The 15968-nt window shown below is 69.3% G+C and carries 18 protein-coding genes; 13 read left to right on the top strand and 5 right to left on the bottom strand.

Going from position 1 to position 15968, the window contains the following annotated elements; translation table 11 throughout:
- Window positions 1–91 precede the first annotated feature (91 nt).
- Window positions 92–955 carry a hypothetical protein gene (locus tag J2X20_RS01890; protein ID WP_310260061.1) on the top strand — a complete coding sequence of 288 codons (864 nt, stop codon included), beginning with the start codon at window positions 92–94 and terminating at the stop codon, window positions 953–955.
- Between the two features lie 4 nt (window positions 956–959).
- On the opposite strand, the gene J2X20_RS01885 is transcribed toward J2X20_RS01890, so the two are convergent.
- Window positions 960–2099: an iron-containing alcohol dehydrogenase gene (locus J2X20_RS01885; protein WP_310260058.1), complete on the bottom strand. Its 1140-nt coding sequence runs from the start codon at window positions 2097–2099 to the stop codon at window positions 960–962.
- Window positions 2100–2157: 58 nt separating this feature from the next.
- Between J2X20_RS01885 and J2X20_RS01880 the strand changes: the two genes are divergently transcribed.
- From J2X20_RS01880 to J2X20_RS01865, 4 genes are read left to right on the top strand one after another with little or no spacing between them, the layout of a single operon-like run.
- The gene (locus tag J2X20_RS01880) at window positions 2158–3855 is read left to right on the top strand and encodes a S10 family peptidase (protein ID WP_310260055.1); all 1698 of its coding nucleotides are present in this window, start codon (window positions 2158–2160) and stop codon (window positions 3853–3855) included.
- Entirely contained in the window at window positions 3852–4781 is a 930-nt protein-coding gene (locus J2X20_RS01875) for an alpha/beta hydrolase (RefSeq protein ID WP_310260052.1), read from the top strand. The genes J2X20_RS01880 and J2X20_RS01875 overlap by 4 nt, the downstream gene beginning before the upstream one ends.
- Window positions 4778–5635 (top strand): YbgC/FadM family acyl-CoA thioesterase, encoded by an 858-nt coding sequence (locus tag J2X20_RS01870; RefSeq protein ID WP_310260049.1) that lies wholly within the window; start codon window positions 4778–4780, stop codon window positions 5633–5635. Before J2X20_RS01875 ends, J2X20_RS01870 begins: the two co-directional genes overlap by 4 nt.
- Window positions 5632–5886, top strand: a complete 255-nt coding sequence (locus J2X20_RS01865) for a hypothetical protein (protein WP_310260046.1) — start codon at window positions 5632–5634, stop codon at window positions 5884–5886. Before J2X20_RS01870 ends, J2X20_RS01865 begins: the two co-directional genes overlap by 4 nt.
- Window position 5887: 1 nt before the next feature.
- Here J2X20_RS01865 and J2X20_RS01860 read toward each other — a convergent pair whose 3' ends face one another.
- Together J2X20_RS01860 and ygfZ are read right to left on the bottom strand one after the other, a co-directional pair.
- Entirely contained in the window at window positions 5888–6142 is a 255-nt protein-coding gene (locus J2X20_RS01860) for a DUF4936 family protein (protein ID WP_310260042.1), read from the bottom strand.
- The gene (ygfZ, locus tag J2X20_RS01855) at window positions 6139–7017 is read right to left on the bottom strand and encodes a CAF17-like 4Fe-4S cluster assembly/insertion protein YgfZ (protein WP_310260039.1); all 879 of its coding nucleotides are present in this window, start codon (window positions 7015–7017) and stop codon (window positions 6139–6141) included. Before ygfZ ends, J2X20_RS01860 begins: the two co-directional genes overlap by 4 nt.
- Before the next feature lie 47 nt (window positions 7018–7064).
- On the opposite strand from ygfZ, the gene mltG reads away from it, so the two are divergent.
- From mltG to J2X20_RS01820, 7 genes are all read left to right on the top strand, one after another.
- Complete coding sequence (gene mltG, locus J2X20_RS01850) at window positions 7065–8060, top strand: endolytic transglycosylase MltG (protein WP_310260034.1); 996 nt, start codon at window positions 7065–7067, stop codon at window positions 8058–8060.
- Window positions 8057–8671 (top strand): dTMP kinase, encoded by a 615-nt coding sequence (gene tmk, locus J2X20_RS01845; protein ID WP_310260031.1) that lies wholly within the window; start codon window positions 8057–8059, stop codon window positions 8669–8671. The genes mltG and tmk overlap by 4 nt, the downstream gene beginning before the upstream one ends.
- Window positions 8665–9672, top strand: coding sequence for a DNA polymerase III subunit delta' (locus tag J2X20_RS01840; RefSeq protein ID WP_310260027.1), 1008 nt, complete (start codon window positions 8665–8667; stop codon window positions 9670–9672). Before tmk ends, J2X20_RS01840 begins: the two co-directional genes overlap by 7 nt.
- Before the next feature lie 60 nt (window positions 9673–9732).
- Window positions 9733–10125, top strand: coding sequence for a PilZ domain-containing protein (locus J2X20_RS01835; RefSeq protein WP_310265065.1), 393 nt, complete (start codon window positions 9733–9735; stop codon window positions 10123–10125).
- Between the two features lie 222 nt (window positions 10126–10347).
- Entirely contained in the window at window positions 10348–11133 is a 786-nt protein-coding gene (locus J2X20_RS01830) for a TatD family hydrolase (RefSeq protein ID WP_310260024.1), read from the top strand.
- Entirely contained in the window at window positions 11130–11786 is a 657-nt protein-coding gene (locus J2X20_RS01825; protein ID WP_310260021.1) for an ankyrin repeat domain-containing protein, read from the top strand. Before J2X20_RS01830 ends, J2X20_RS01825 begins: the two co-directional genes overlap by 4 nt.
- 117 nt (window positions 11787–11903) lie before the next feature.
- Complete coding sequence (locus J2X20_RS01820; protein WP_310260017.1) at window positions 11904–12128, top strand: hypothetical protein; 225 nt, start codon at window positions 11904–11906, stop codon at window positions 12126–12128.
- Between the two features lie 50 nt (window positions 12129–12178).
- On the opposite strand, the gene efp is transcribed toward J2X20_RS01820, so the two are convergent.
- Both efp and earP read right to left on the bottom strand, forming a co-directional pair.
- On the bottom strand, window positions 12179–12733 hold the full coding sequence (gene efp, locus J2X20_RS01815; protein ID WP_310260014.1) for an elongation factor P: 555 nt from the start codon (window positions 12731–12733) through the stop codon (window positions 12179–12181).
- A gap of 84 nt (window positions 12734–12817) precedes the next feature.
- A complete protein-coding gene (gene earP, locus J2X20_RS01810) occupies window positions 12818–13846 on the bottom strand; it encodes an elongation factor P maturation arginine rhamnosyltransferase EarP (protein WP_310260011.1) in 1029 nt (342 codons plus the stop codon).
- A gap of 32 nt (window positions 13847–13878) precedes the next feature.
- On the opposite strand from earP, the gene uvrC reads away from it, so the two are divergent.
- Window positions 13879–15867 (top strand): excinuclease ABC subunit UvrC, encoded by a 1989-nt coding sequence (uvrC, locus tag J2X20_RS01805; RefSeq protein ID WP_409034123.1) that lies wholly within the window; start codon window positions 13879–13881, stop codon window positions 15865–15867.
- The last annotated feature ends 101 nt before the right edge of the window (window positions 15868–15968 follow it).

Below are 15968 nucleotides of genomic sequence, written 5' to 3'. Positions count from 1 at the left end.
GCTAGCGTTCCCAACGAGGTGCAGCGTCATGAATTCGTCACGCAAAACGGCCAGACTGCCCGCATAACGACAAGAAGAAGAGGAGATTCAGATGAACCAGCTCCCCAAGCCCGGATGGTGGCAACGCGTCAGCCGCAGCCTGCCCTGGCACTCCACGCCGCAACGGCAGATCGCCAACGCCTGGCGTCGCCTGCAGCGCCAATGCCCGCCGGCCGCCCTCGCGGCTCAGCAGATTGCGCCGCAGGTGAGGGCGGCCTGGCAGGCCGAAGTGGCCAAGACCCTGCCCGGTTTTGCGGTGCAGGCCGCGAGCTGGCCGTACTGCGCCACGGGCCTGGCCCAGTTCTTCGAGGCCAGCCGGCTGCAGCGCGATGCCGGTCCCTGCGCCCTGCCGTCGCGGGCGGCGGACTCGGTCTGGCACGCCTGGCTCAAGGTCGACCCCGGCGGTCTGGCTGCCTGGCAGCAGCGCTTCTTCGGCCGCGTCATCGAGCACCGTGAATCGGCCGATCTCGGCGCGCCCGTCGATGAATGCCTGGCCCGCACCTGGGCAGCCGCCTGCCGCAGCGAGGGTCGCAGCGCGCTGGCGCCTCGGCTGCCTCTGGTCTTCGCCCTGGATGCCCAGCTGCGCCCGCCCACCGGCTGGGCTTACACCTTCGAGCGCGGCCGCCTCGTGCACCGGCAGATCGACGGCTTTGGCGAGACCCGTGGCATGGGCATGCAGCACGCCGCCCTGGCGGGCACCGGCCTGGCGGCCCTGGGCCTGCTCAGCGCCGGCGAGGCCGAGACGATGCGTCGCCGTGCGGCGGCCGCGGCCAGCGGCAGCACCGGGGGGGATGGCAGCTTCTTCGGCTGGGGCGGGTTTGACAGTGGCAGCGGCAGTGGCGACTGCTCGTCGTCTTCGTCCTCAGACGGCGGTGGCGGCTGCAGCTGCGGCAGCAGTTGCGGCGGCGGCAGCTGAGGGCTCAGCGCGAGGCGGCCAGCAGGCCGCGATAGTCCTCGGGGCTGGCGATGCGCGGGTTGGTCTTGTGGCAGTGGTCGAGCAGGGCGTGCTCGATGATGCGGTCGTCCAGCTCCGGTCCCACGCCCATGGCGGCCAGGCCGGCGGGCAGGCCGAGGCGGGCGTTCAGCGCCGTGATCGCATCGGCCACCGCGTCGGCGTCGCGGCCGGGCAGCTTCATGGCCTGGGCCAGGCGCCCGATGCGGTCGTCCCGCCTGACGCTGTCGGCCTCGGCATTGAAGCGGATGACGGCCGGCAGGAAGACGGCATTCAGCGTGCCATGGTGCAGGCGCGGGTTGATGCCGCCCAGGGAATGGCTCAGCGAGTGCACCGCACCCAGTCCCTTCTGGAAGGCCAGGGCGCCGTGCACGCTGGCGCACATCATGTCCAGGCGCGCATCGCGGTCGCCGCCGTCGTGCGTGGCGGCCTCGATGCTCTGCCAGCCGCGCCGCAGCCCCTCCAGCGCGATGCCGTCGGCCGGCGGGTTGAAGGCCGGTGCCAGGAAGGTCTCGATGCAATGCGCAATCGCGTCCATGCCGGTCGCGGCCGTCAGGGCGGGCGGCAGCTTCAGCGTCAGGGCCGGGTCGCAGATGGCGGCCTTGGGCAGCAGCTCCCAGTTGTGGAAGCCCAGCTTGCGGCCATCGTCGACGATGAGGATGGCGCCGCGCGCCACCTCGCTGCCGGTGCCGGCCGTGGTGGGCACGGCAATCAGCGGCAGCACCCTGGCGCTGATGTTGACGGCGCCACCCTCGATGGTGGCGTAGTTCTTCAGCGGCCCCTCGTGGGTGGCGGCGATGGCCACGCCCTTGGCCAGGTCCATGCTGGAGCCGCCACCAATGGCGATGAGGCCGTCGCAATCGAACTCCTTGGCCACTTGCACGGCCAGGCGCACGGCCGCCTCGGTGGGGTTGGCGGGGGTGCGGTCGAAGACGGGCGGTTTCAGGTCAAAGGCGGCCAGGGCCTCGTCCAGTACGCCGGCGGCGCGCACCCCGGCATCGGTCACGACCAGGGGGCGGCGGATGCCGATGCGCTCGCATTCGGCCGGCAGCAGGCGGCTGGCGCCGAATTCGAGCTCGATACGGGTCAGGTAGAGGATCTGGGCCATGGCGCGTTCTCCACAATGTCTTTCCTCATGGTAGTGCCGCGTGTCTAGACTTGCCGTCATGCGTGCGACTGCCTCCCTCCTGTTGCTGTCCCTGGTTCTGGCCGCCTGTGGTGGCGGTGGAGGAGGGGGCTCTTCACCCGCGCCTGCGCCGGTCGACAACCAGCCCGGCCTGACCGACACGACGGTCTATTCCTCGGCGGCCGATGCGTCGCTGTCGGGCGCCGTCGAGGCCGCGGCCGTCAGCAACCAGACGCTGACGGCCAACGGCCAGACCATCAGCTACACGGCCACCGCCGGCCACCTGATCGCCCGCGATGCGACCGGCGCCGCCGAGGCCTCGGTCTTCTACGTCGCCTACACCCTGCCCGGCGCCAACGCGGCGACCCGGCCGGTCACCTTCTTCTACAACGGCGGCCCGGGCTCGGCCTCGGTCTGGCTGCAGCTGGGCAGCTTCGGCCCCAAGCGCCTGGTTGCCAATGCACCCGACACCACGGCCGCGCGGCCCTTCCCCATGGTCGACAACGCCGAGCATCTGCTCGGCCAGAGCGATCTGGTCTTCATCAACGCCGTCGGCTGCGGCTACTCCCAGGCCATCGCCCCTTTCACCAACCGCAATTTCTGGGGCGTGGACGCCGATGCGGCCCTGTTCCGCGACTTCATCCAGCGCTATCTGGCCGTCAACAACCGCGCCGCCTCGCCCAAATACCTCTATGGCGAAAGCTACGGCGGCCCGCGCACGGCCGTGCTGGCGCGCCGGCTGCAGGAGGCCGGCGTCATGCTCGACGGCCTGGTGCTGCAGTCCCCGGCCATGGACTACAACAGCAACTGCGGCATCACCAACGGCCAGGGTTGCGGCGGCTATCTGCCCAGCTTCGCCGCGGTGGGCGCCTTCCATCGCCTGACCCAGCCGATACCCACCGACCTCAACGCCTGGGCGGCGCAGGCGCGCAACTATGCCGACCAGGTCTATGCCCCGGCGCTGCAGGCCTGGTTCGCCCAGACGCCCACGCCGACGATCTGGCAGCCGCTGGCCGACCTGACCGGCCTGCCCGCGACGCGATGGCAGAACAGCCTGAATGTCTCGGCCGACAACTTCCGCATCTGGCTGATCTCCGGCCAGCAGCTGGGCCGCTACGACGGCCGCATGAAGGCGGCCATCGGCAGCGACCTCGCTTCCGAAGGCGATGTGTCCAGCACCTGGATCGGCAGCAGCTTCGCCACCGGCATCGCCACCCATCTGCGCGACCAGCTCGGCTATCGCAACAACTCCACCTATGTGCTGCTGAGCAACGCCATCAACTTCTGGGATTTCAGCCATGGCGGCCGGGCCCTGCCCGACACCTTGCCCGACCTGTCGGCGGCCCTGGCCCAGAACGCGCGTCTGCGCGTGCTGGCCGTCAATGGCTATCACGACCTCGCCACGCCCTTCCACCTGACCGAGACCGACCTGGCCCGCGTCGATGCCAGCCGCGTGAAGATCCGCAACTACGCGGGCGGTCACATGAGCTATCTGGACGACGCCACCCGCGCGGCCCAGTTCGCCGACCTGAAGGCCTTCTACGCCAGCACCCTGGCCCTGCGCGCCGCGGCCGACCTCGGCCCCGAAAGGCGTGCTCAGGAAGCGCGCCCCGTCGTCGCCATCGACCGCGCCGGCACGCTGCAGCTGCCGGGCAGCGTCGCGCCGACGGACGAGAAAGCCTTCCAGGCGCCGCTGCGCGATCCCTGGGTGCCGCCGCAGACAATGCGGGCTCGATGACCGACACGAACCCCGCGCTCACACCCCGCATGGCCGAACTGCTGACGCGCATCCAGCGCGCCAAGCGGCCGCCGTTTCATTCGCTGACGCCGCGCGAGGCCCGCATCGCCTACCGCATGGGCGCCGAGATCCTGGACCTGCCGCGCGCGCCGCTGGCCCGCGTCGAGGACCTCGAAGCTGCCGGCCGCCCGGCGCGGCTCTATGCACCCAGCGCCGACAAGCTGCCGGTGCTGCTCTATCTGCACGGCGGCGGCTTCACCATCGGCGACCTCGAGACCCATGACAGCCTGTGCCGCCAGCTCAGCGCACGCAGCGGCGCCGCCGTGCTGGCCCTGGACTACCGCCTCGCGCCCGAGCACCGCTTTCCGGCCGCCGTCGACGACGCCTGGGCGGGCCTGGGCTGGTTGCACGACCACGCGGCGGCCCTCGGCCTGGACGGCACGCGTCTTGCCGTCGGTGGCGACAGCGCGGGTGGCACGCTGGCGGCCAGCACGGCCTTCTTCGCCCGCGAGCGTGGCCTGCCGCTGGCCTTGCAGCTCCTCATCACCCCCGGCACCGCGGCCCGCATGAGCCATGACTCGCACCGCCGCTTCGCCGAAGGCTATCTGCTCGACGCCACCACCATCGAGTGGTTCTTCAGCCACTACATCGACGCCGATCAGCGTGCCGACTGGCGCTTCGCGCCGCTGGAGGCCGACGACCATGCCGACCTTGCCCCCGCCGCCGTGCTGCTGGCCGAGGCCGACCCGCTGGTGGACGAAGGCCTGGCCTATGCCGACCTGCTGCGCGCGGCCGGCGTGCCGGTGCAGCTCGAGCTGGCGCGCGGCGTCACCCACGATTTCATCAAGATGGGCCGCAGCCTGCCCGAGGCCTTGACGGCCCTGGACTTCTGCGCGGCCGCGATCAGGGGACATCTGCAACCATGAAACGCCAGGACTTCCGCTTCCTCGAGCCGCTGCGCGTGCGCTGGGCCGAGATCGATGCCCAGGGCATCGTCTTCAACGGCCATTACCTGACCTATATGGACACGGCCATCAGCGGCTACTGGCGGGCCCTGGCTCTGCCCTATGCCGACACGATGAAGCTGCTCGGTGGCGACCTCTTCGTGCGCCGCGCCGCCCTGGACTATCTCGCCTCGGCCCGCTACGACGACCGCCTGGACATCGGCGTGCGCTGCCGCGAGTTCGGCAACAGCTCGATGAAGGTCGACGGCGCCTTCTTCCGCGGCGACCAACTGCTGGTCCAGGCCGACATGATCTATGTGTTCGCCGACCCGGTTGCGCAGACGCCGCAGCGCCTGCCCGACGCGCTGCGCGACGTCATCCATGGCTTCGAAGCCGGCCAGAGCGTCGTCGATGTCAGCGTTGGCGGCTGGAAAGAGCATGGGGAAGCGGCAGGCACCATCCGGCGCGAGGTCTTCATCGAGGAGCAGGGCATCCCGGCCGACATGGAATGGGATGCGGCCGACGCCAGCTGCTTGCATGCATTGGCGCGCAACCGCTTCGGCGTGCCGCTGGCCACCGGCCGCATGCTGGAACACGTGCCCGGCGTCGCCAAGATCGGCCGCATGGCCGTGCTGCGCTCCATGCGCGGCACCCAGATCGGCCGCCAGGTGCTGGACGCGCTGATGGCCGAGGCGAGGAGCCAGGGCTACCGCGAGGTGCTGCTGCATGCCCAGCTGTCGGCCGAGAATTTCTATCTGCGCGCCGGCTTCCAGCGGCGCGGCCAGCCTTTTGAGGAGGTGGGCATTGCGCATGTGGAGATGGTCAGGGCGCTATGAAGGAGCCCAAGCCACCAGAGGAGAAGCTGTTCCTGCCTGACCCAGAACCCGAACCCATTGTGGTCAAGGTCCGGGCCGTGTGTGGCGGTCTGGCCGGTATCGTTGCTGCAACGGTGCTCTGGTTCAGGCTCGGCGGACTGGGGGTGATTCCCACGGCGCTGTTGTTCATCGTCGTTCCGGGCGTCGTCGCGTATCTGGCCGTCCGATACGGTGACACGTTCTGGGAGCGGTGGATTCGCGGCGACTACTGAGTCAGCCCAGCATCTCGAAGCGCTCGATCTTGCGCTCGCTGGCCAGCCAGGGCGCCATCGCCGCGGCCACCTGTGGCTCGCGATGCGTCCAGCCCTCGGGATAGATCTCCATCCACGTCCATTGCCCTTCGGCGTTCGGTTCGGGTCGTTGCAGCAGCTCGATGGGCGCCTCGACGCGCGCCTTGCGGAAGGCGATGAGGGCGTCGTCGACGTGTGCTGACGCCACCCGGTAGTAGACGTAGAGCTGCGCGCTCATTCCTGGGGCGGGATCTCATAGGGCAGGGAGCGCGGCCGCAGCTGGGCACCCGTGGCGCTGCCCAGATGCAGGCTGCCGTCTTCGAGGGCCGCGAGTTTGATCTCCGCCGCGATCGCCGTGCGGCCTGCGCGCGTGCCGCTGCCGGCGACGACACCGGCCGGCTGCTCGGGGTCGGCGCTGTGGAAGATCTCCTGGCCGACGGTCGCGGCGGCGTCGGTCTCGAAGACCTGCAGCCGGCGCTTCAGCGTGCCGCGGTACTGGCTGCGGGCGACGATCTCCTGGCCGGGATAGCAGCCCTTCTTGAAGTTCACGCCGCCCAGCACCTCGAAATTGATCATCTGCGGCACAAAGGCTTCGACGGTGGCGCCGCGTACCCAGGCCATGCCGGCTTCGGCTTCGGCCCAGGCCCAGTCGTCGGCCGTGATGGCCGCGCCGGCCGGCGCGGGCGCATCGACCGGCTGGACGCGCAGGGCGCGACCCGCACCGGGCAGCGCGATCTGCACCGCGTCCCCGTCACGCGCCAGCGACCAGGCCTGGGCGGCTGGCGTGCCGAGCAGACCATAGATGGCGAATTCGCCGCTCGCGTCGCTGAGCTTGCATTTCGCGCGCAGCACGAACATGGACAGGCGCTTGAGCGTCGCCGCCAGGGTTTCGGCGGGCAGGGCCAGCAGGATCTCCTCCTCACCGTGCTTCCAACCCACCATGGTCGCCAGCAGCCGGCCCTTGGCCGTGCAGAAGCCGGCCAGGCGGGCGTGGTCGCTGTCGAGCAGGGCGAAGTCCTGGGTCAGCTGGCTGTGCAGGAAGCTGGCGGCGTCGGCACCCTGGGCGCGGATGACGCCCCAGTCCGAGAGGCGGAGTTGGGAGGCTTGGGACATGGCGGGAATTATCATCGGCCCCCTTTTGACCGGGCTTTTTACAGGGCATGAAGTGGTTGTTGCGAGCGCTGCTCGTGTTGTTGTTGATCGCGGCACTGGCCGCCGGCGCCGTCTGGCAGTGGCTGCGCAGCCCGCTGAGCCTGGCCGCGCCTTCGGTGGAGCTGTCCATCGAGCCTGGCACCAATCCCGCCGAGGTGGCCCGCGCCTGGGTGGGGGCGGGGGTGCAGACCGATGCTCGCTTGCTCTACCAATGGTTCAGGTGGTCGGGCCTGGCCAAGCAGATCCGTGCCGGCAGCTATGAGGTCCATGCCGGCGTGACACCGCGCGAGCTGCTGGACAAGATGGTGCGTGGCGACCAGATCCTGGAGCAGCTGCGCCTCATCGAAGGCTGGAACTGGCGCCAGGTGAGGGCGGCACTCGCTGCCGCGCCGCAGTTGAAGGGCAAGACAGCGCAGATGAGCGACGCGGACATCATGGCGGCGCTGGGCGAGCCTGGCGTCTCGCCCGAGGGCCGCTTCTTCCCCGACACCTATGCCTACAGCCGCGGCGTCAGCGACCTGACCGTGCTCAAGCGCGCCCATGCAGCCATGAAGGGCCGCCTGGCCGCCGCCTGGAGCAAGCGGGCGTCGGACCTGCCGCTGAAGTCGGCCGACGAGGCCCTGATCCTGGCCTCCATCGTCGAGAAGGAGACCGGCGTGTCCTCCGACCGCTCCAAGGTCGCCGCCGTATTCGTCAACCGCCTGCGCGTGGGCATGCCGCTGCAGACCGACCCGACCGTCATCTACGGCCTGGGCGAGGCCTTCGACGGCAATCTGCGCAAGCGCGACCTGCTGGCCGACACGCCCTACAACACCTACACCCGCGGCGGCCTGCCGCCCACGCCCATCGCCATGCCCGGCGCGGCCTCGCTGCAGGCGGCGCTGAACCCGGCAGCCATCAAGGCGGTGTACTTCGTCGCCCGCGGCGACGGCAGCAGCGAATTCAGCGAAGACCTCACCGCGCACAATCGCGCGGTCAACAAATACCAGCGCGGCGGCAAGTGACAGGTCGGTTCATTTCTTTCGAGGGCATCGACGGTGCCGGCAAATCCACCCATATCCAGGCGGTGGCCGACTGGTTCCGTGCCCGCGGCGCCGATGTGCAGCTCAGCCGCGAGCCCGGCGGCACGCCGCTGGCCGAGACCCTGCGCGACATCGTGCTGAAAGAGCCCATGGGTTCGCTGACCGAGCTGCTGCTGATGTTTGCCGGCCGTCGCGACCATGTCGAGACCGTCATCAAGCCGGCCCTGGCCGCCGGCAAGACCCTGCTCTGCGACCGTTTCACCGATGCCAGCTTTGCCTACCAGGGCGGCGGCCGCGGCCTGCCGCTGTCGGTGCTGGACCCGCTGGCCGATTGGGTGCAGGAAGGCACCGAGCCCGAACTGACGCTGTGGTTCGACCTGCCTGCCGGACAGGCCGCAGCGCGCCGCGCCAGCGCCCGCGAGGCGGATCGCATCGAGCAGCAGGACCTGGACTTCTTCGAACGCGTGCGCGCCGGCTATGCCGACCGCGCGGCCAAGGCGCCGCAGCGCATCGTGCGCATCGATGCCAGTGGCACGGTCGAGCAGGTCGGCACCCAGGTGCTGGCTGTGCTTGCTGAGCGCTATCCATGCTGAGCGCCGATCTCCCCTGGCTGCAGGCGCCGCTGGCCGACGCGCTGGCGCGGGCGCGCTCCCATGCCCTGCTGGTGCAGGGGCCGGCCGGCGTCGGCCAGCTGGAGCTCGCCGTCAAGCTGGCCCAGAGCTGGCTGTGCGAAGACCGCGGCGAGGCCCAGCCCGCCTGCGGCCGCTGCGCCAGCTGCAAGCTGTTTGCCAGCGGCACCCATCCCGACTTCCAGCTGCTGCTGCCCGAGGCCCTGGACGCCTCGGCGCGGGAATCGCTCGGCCTGCCGTTTGAAGAGCCGGACGCGCCCAAGGCCGGCAAGGCCAAGCCCAGCAAGGAGATCAAGGTCGAGGCGGTGCGCAATCTGCTGGCCTTCGCCCAGGCCACGTCGGCGCGGGGCAAGGCCAAGGTCGTCGTCATCTTCCCAGCCGAGGCGCTGAACGGCATTGCCGCCAATGCGCTGCTGAAGACGCTGGAAGAACCCTCCGGCCTGCTGCGCTTTGCGCTGGCCAGCCATGACAGCGCCTCCCTCTTGCCCACCATCCGCAGCCGCTGCCAGCCTCTGCCCCTGCCTTTGCCCGAGCGCAGTGCCGCGCTGGCCTGGCTCGCCTCCAAGGGTGTGGACGGCGCCGAAGGCCTGCTCGATGCCACCGGCGGCCGCCCCCAGCAGGCCCTGGCCTGGCATGAGGCCGGCCTGACCGACGCGGCCTGGCAGGCCCTGCCCAAGCGCGTGGCGCGCGGCGAGGTGGCCGCCCTGTCGGACTGGGCGCCGCCGCGTGCCATCGACGCCCTGCAGCGCCTGTGCCACGACCTGGTGCGCCGCAGCCATGGCCGGCCGGGCCAGTTCTTCGCCGCGGCGTCACTGCCTTCGCCCAAGCGCGCCGCGCCGCTGCTGGGCTGGGATGCCGAGCTGCGCCGCGCCGCCCGCCATGCCGATCACCCGCTGAACGCCAGCCTGTGGATCGAGGCCCTGGTGGCCCAAGCCCAGACTGCCATCGCGGCGGCGGCGCGCTGACTACACTCAGCCCTCATGAGCGAGCCCACCTCCAAGCCTTCGCAATTCCAGCCCAGCCAGATGGGCGGCAGCCTGCCCCTGCCTACCGTGGGTGGCCAGGGCGCGTCTTCGGGGGCGCGGCCCAGCGTCATCCAGCTCGTCTTCCGCGAGAAGTCGGCCCTCTATGCCGCCTACATCCCGGCCTTCAGCGAAGGCGGCCTGTTCGTGCCGACGACGCGCGACTACAAGCTCGGTGAGGACGTCTATCTGCTGCTGGCCCTGCCCGAAGACAACCAGCGCTACCCGGTCGCCGGCAAGGTGGCCTGGCTGACGCCGGCCAATGCCTCGGGCGGCCGCACCCAGGGTGTGGGTGTGCGTTTCCCGGGCGACGAGAAGACGCGGCTGATCCGCGTGCGCATCGAGGAGATTCTCGGCACCGCCATTTCCTCGAGCAAGCCGACGCAGACGCTGTGAGCCCCTCGTCCGGTCTCGCTCCCGCTGAACGCGGGCAAGCCCAGCCGGTCTTGCTGACCGCGCCGCGGCGTGGGCCGCAGCCCTTCGGCAGGCACATGCCGCCCACTGGGCGCCATGTGTCCGGCCTCAGCCCCCGTGGGGGCGGCGATGCTTGCCGGTTCGACCAGCAAGCACATCGCCTGACGGGCCGGCTTGGGGCGGCCCGGCGCTCGGCCCAAGACCATGTTCGTTGATTCGCATTGCCATCTCAGCTTCCCGGAGCTGAAGCACAACCTTCCCGCCATCCTGGCCGACATGCAGGCCGCCCGGGTCGAGCAGGCCATCTGCATCTGTACGCAGATGGAGGAGTTCGAGGCCGTGCATGCGCTGGCTCTTGAGCATGCCCAGCTGTGGGCCACGGTGGGCGTGCACCCCGACACCGAGGACATGCGCGAGCCCGACGTGGCCGAGCTGGTGCGCCTGGCCGCGCTGCCGCGCGTCGTCGCCATCGGCGAGACCGGCCTGGACTACTACCGCCTCAACGGCCGCAGCATCGAGGACATGGAGTGGCAGCGCGAGCGCTTCCGCACCCACATCCGCGCCGCCAAACAGGCGGCCAAGCCCCTGGTCATCCACACCCGTTCCAGCGCCGCCGACACCCTGCGCGTGCTGGACGAGGAGGGCGGCGAGCAGGCCGGCGGCGTCTTCCACTGCTTCACCGAGACGGCCGAGGTGGCCCTGGCGGCGGTCGAGCGCGGCTACTACATCTCGTTTTCTGGCATCGTCAGCTTCAAGAACGCCCAGGACCTGCGTGACCTGCTGAAGCTGCTGCCGCTGGACCGCGTGCTGATCGAGACCGACAGCCCCTATCTGGCCCCGGTGCCTTTTCGCGGCAAGACCAATTCGCCGGCCTATGTCGCGCACGTGGCCAAGGCGGTGGCCGATGCGGTCGACCTGCCGGTGGAGGAACTCGCCGCGCAAACCACGGCGAATACACGGCGGCTGTTCGGTCTGCCCGCGATGGCATGAAGAAGGCCTGGATCGCTGCGCTGGCCCTGCTGGCGGCCACGGCCTCGCGCGCCGCGCCCATCGACGACTTCGTCATCGCCGCCGAGATGAACGATGGCCGGGCCGTGCTGAGCCTGCTGCTCAAGGGGGTCGACCCCAACCAGGCCGATTCGCGCGGCCGCAAGGCCATCTTCATCGCCTTGCGCGAGGACTCGCTGCGCGCGCTGGACAGCCTGCTGGCTTCGCCATTGACGCAGGTTGACGAGCCCAATGCCCAGGGCGAGACGCCGCTGATGATCGCCGCCATCCGTGGCTCGCTACCGGCCGCCCAGGCCCTGGTCAAGCGTGGCGCCTCCATCAACCGCAAGGGCTGGACGCCGCTGCACTACGCCTGCAGCGGCCCCGACAACGGCGTGGCCGCCTTTCTGATCGCCCAGGGTGCCGAACTCAATGCGCGCTCCGAGAACGGCACGACGCCGCTGATGATGGCGGCCCGCTATGGCAACAGCGACCTGGTGCCCCTGCTGCTCAAGGCTGGCGCGGAACCGCGCGCGGCCAACGAGCAGGAGCTGACGGCGGCCGATTTCGCCCAGCGTGGCGGCCGCGATCTGCTGGCCAAGGAACTGCGCCGCGTCATGCAGGAACGCCAGCGCCCGCCCGAGACCGCCAAATAGTTCTCGCCCAGGCGGCCGTGTAGGGAAAAGTCTTACAGCAGCTAGGGCGCTGAGCCGACTATTTCGGAACGGCGCGCTTGCCTACAGTGGAGTCATCGTCAAACAACGAGGCCCACCATGCTGTCCACCGCCCCGAATCTGGCTGATCCCTTCGCGATGCTGATCGCTCCCGAGCAGGTGATGAATGCCATCGAGCGTTCGGACCGCCTGGCCCGCCTGCAGCGCCGCGTCTACCGCCCGCTGGACCGCCCCTGGATACCGGTCAAGGGCGCTCCTGCCGATTTCGACAGCGAGATCGACGCCGAGCCGGAAGTGCCTGATCTGTCGGACGACGCCGAATAAAACAAAACGCCCGCTGATGCGGGCGTTTTTGCTTGAGGCCGGAGCGCGATTTAGACGCGCTTGCGGTACTCGTGGGTGCGGGTGTCGATTTCGATCTTGTCGCCGTTCTCGACGAACAGCGGCACGGCGATCTCGAAGCCGGTGCCCTTGATGCGAGCGGGCTTCATGACCTTGCCCGAGGTGTCGCCCTTGACGGCCGGCTCGGTCTCGATCTCGCGCTGCACGCTGGTGGGCATTTCGACGGAGATGGCCTTGCCGTCGTAGAAGGTCACTTCCACGGCCATGCTGTCTTCCAGGTAGGACAGGGCGTCGCCCATATTCTCGGACTCGACTTCGTACTGGTTGTACTCGGTGTCCATGAAGACATACATCGGGTCGGCGAAGTAGGTGTAGGTGCACTCCTTCTTGTCGAGGATGATCTGCTCCATCTTGTCGTCGGCCTTGAAGACGAGTTCGGAACCAGCGCCGTTCAGCAGGTTCTTCATCTTCATGCGCACGGTGGCGGCACCACGGCCGCCACGGCTGTATTCGGTCTTCAGGACGACCATCGGGTCCTTGCCCTGCATGATCACGTTGCCGGCGCGGATTTCTTGAGCGAGTTTCATGGGGGTCTCTCAGGCTTGAATCAGGAGCTGCGCACCAGACTCCAGCGGATTTCATCCCGGTTTGGCGCGGCAAAGCCCGACATTCTAGCTGGAAACCCCTAAGAATCCCTGCAGCTGCGTCAGCAGATCGGGCTGCGCCGCCAATTGCGCACGCCACTGCGGCGCGTGTTCGGCGGCTGCCGGCAAGCCCTCCAGCCGGCCGGGCAGGGCGGTGAGCCCGTTCCAGCCGCGCCAGACGCCGCGCCAGGCCTGGGGCAGTCCGGCGCGATCCATGAAGGCCTCGAGCTTGGCGTGGTGGGCGTCGTCGTGCTGCGGATAGATATGCCAGACGAAGGGCTTGCCGGCCCATTGGGCGCGCACGAAGGAATCCTCGCCGCGCACGAAATTCAGGTCGCAGGCCCAGAGCAGGCGGTCGTAGTCGTCCTGGGGCAGATGGGGCAGGGCAAGGGAGCGCAGGCCGGGGCGGGCGGTGATCAAGGGCTGTAGGGGCCCGGGGCAGGCCAGCACCAGCGTGGGTTGTTCTGCGAGTGCGGCCAGCAGGGCTGGCAAGCGCTCGTTGGCATAGGCGAACAGGCTGACGACACGCTCGCCCTCCTCGGGCGCCCAGCCGCGCGTGGCCAGCCAGGCGTGGCTGTCGAAGTTCGCGATGCGGTCCAGCAGGCGCGGCTCGCGCAGCAGGCCGCCGGTGCGGGGCGTGAAGCCGGGGTAGAAGAAATGCTTGGTCAGGCCCGCGCCGGGGCCGTGGAACTGCGGCGAGGCCAGGCCATGGCTGCGCTCGACGTAGTCCTCGGCGCTGAGGTATTCGAGGTTGATCCAATGCGGCGCGGGCCGGCGAGCGGCCATGCGGGCGATGAAGAATGCCGGCAGTTCGCAGCCGAAGGCCTCGATGACCACGTCGCCGGGGGCGGCCTCCACGGGGCTCTCGGGCCAAGGCCGGATGTCGACGCCGTGGCGCCGGTCGGGCCGCTCGGGCGCCATCCATGCCAGCGCCGAGGCGTCGTCCACCCAAAGCCTGGCCTGCTCGCCGCGGGCGACCAGGTCGCGCGCCAGGCGCCAGCAGACCCCCAGGTCGCCATGGTTGTCGATGACGCGGCAAAACAGGTCCCAAAGCATGGTGCGATTGTCCCAGGCCAAAATCCCCCGCCATGTCGACCCCGACCCCGTCCAACACCGAATCCGCCGAACGGCCTCAAGACGAGCGCGCCACCGTCGAGGCCGCCGAGAAGAAGCGCAATGCCGAAATGGAGGCCGCCGCCCGCGAGGCCCGCGACCGCCTGCAGGCCGAAGTCAATGCGCTGCCGGCCTTGCCGGGCGTGTATCGCTATTTCGACGCCCGTGACGAAGTGCTCTACGTCGGCAAGGCCAAGGACCTGAAGCGCCGCGTCAGCAGCTATTTTCAGAAGAACCATGGTGGCACGCGCATCGGCATGATGGTCGCGCGCATCTCCCGCATGGAAACGACGGTCGTGCGCACCGAGGCCGAGGCCTTGCTGCTGGAAAACAACCTGATCAAGACGTTGAACCCGCGCTTCAACATCCTGTTCCGGGACGACAAGAGCTATCCCTATCTGAAGATCACCTCGCACGCCTGGCCGCGCATGGCCTACTACCGCGGGTCCGTGGACAAGCGGCATCACTACTTCGGCCCCTTCCCGAGCGCCTGGGCGGTGAAGGAGTCCATCCAGCTGATGCAGAAGGTGTTCAAGCTGCGCACCTGCGAGGACAGCGTCTTCAACAACCGCAGCCGCCCCTGCCTGCTGCACCAGATCAAACGCTGCTCAGGCCCTTGTGTGCCGGCGGGGCAGACGGGCGACTACGCCCGCAATGTGCAGAGCGCCGAACGTTTCCTGCGCGGTGAGACCGACGAGGTCATGGCCATGCTGCAGGAGCAGATGATGGCCCATGCCGAAGCCCAGCACTACGAACTGGCCGCCGAGGTGCGCAACCAGATCCAGGCCCTGTCCAAGGTGCTGCAGCAGCAGGTCATCGAGGAGAGCAGCGCCACCGGGCGCGACCGCGACGTCGACGTCCTGGCCGTCAAGGTGCAGGGCGGCAAGGCCTGCGTCAACCTCGCCATGGTGCGCGGCGGCCGGCATCTGGGCGACCGCGCCTTCTTCCCCAAGCATGTCGACGATGCGACGGCCATCCGGCTGGAAGACGAGGAGGTGCTATCGCCTGAGCGACAGGTGCTCGAGGCCTTCATGGCCCAGCACTACCTGGCCTCGCCTGTGCCTGGCCTCATCGTCGTCAGCGACCCGGTCGACGCCGGGCTGGCCGAGGCCCTGGGCGTCCAGGCCGGCAGCCGCGTGACCGTGCAGGCCCAGCCGCGCGGCCAGCGGCGCATCTGGCAGGAGATGTGCATCAAGGGCGCCGGGCTGGCCCTGGCCCGGTTGCTGGCCGAGGAAGGCTCGCAGCAGGCGCGCACGCGCGCCCTGGTGGATGCGCTGGACCTGTCGCCGCCCGAGATCGACAAGTTTCGGGTCGAGTGCTTCGACATCAGCCACACGGCCGGCGAGGCGACCATGGCCAGTTGCGTGGTCTTCGAGAACCACCAGATGCAGAGCAGCGAATACCGCCGCTACAACATCGAGGGTGTCACGGGTGGCGACGACTACGCCGCCATGCGCCAGGTGCTGACCCGCCGCTACAGCAAGATGGCCGAGGCGGCCCAGCTGGGCACGGGCCGCCTGCCCGACCTGGTGCTGGTCGACGGCGGCCGCGGCCAGGTCAGCATGGCGCGCGAGGTCTTCGAGGAGCTGGGCCTGGACCTGGGCCTGATCGCCGGCGTCGAGAAGGGTGAAGGGCGCAAGGTGGGGCTGGAGGAACTGGTCTTTGCCGACGGCCGCGAGAAGGTCTACCTGGGTCGCGATTCCGCCGCGCTGATGCTGATCGCCCAGATCCGCGACGAGGCCCACCGCTTTGCCATCACCGGCATGCGCGCCAAGCGCGCGGCCACACGCACCGGCGGCTCACGGCTGGAAGAAGTGCCGGGCGTCGGCCCCAAGAAACGTGCCCAGTTGTTGCAGCGCTTTGGCGGGGTGCGCGGGGTGGCCGGGGCCAGCGTGGACGAGCTGTGCAGCGTCAAAGGCATCTCGCGCGAGTTGGCCGAGGAAATCTACCGCGCGCTGCACTGAAAGCAGAGACTTACGGCAGGTTGCACTGCGGTACACGACGCGCAGTCGTACCGAGAAATCCGTCGCAGTTTGCATTGGCGGCGAGGTTGAACAATTCAAAC

This window comes from Roseateles saccharophilus (assembly GCF_031458095.1).
Taxonomy (GTDB): Bacteria; Pseudomonadota; Gammaproteobacteria; order Burkholderiales; family Burkholderiaceae_C; genus Pelomonas; species Pelomonas saccharophila_A.
Note: the sequence above shows the minus strand (reverse complement) of the source record. Positions and strands in the feature narration are given on the sequence as shown.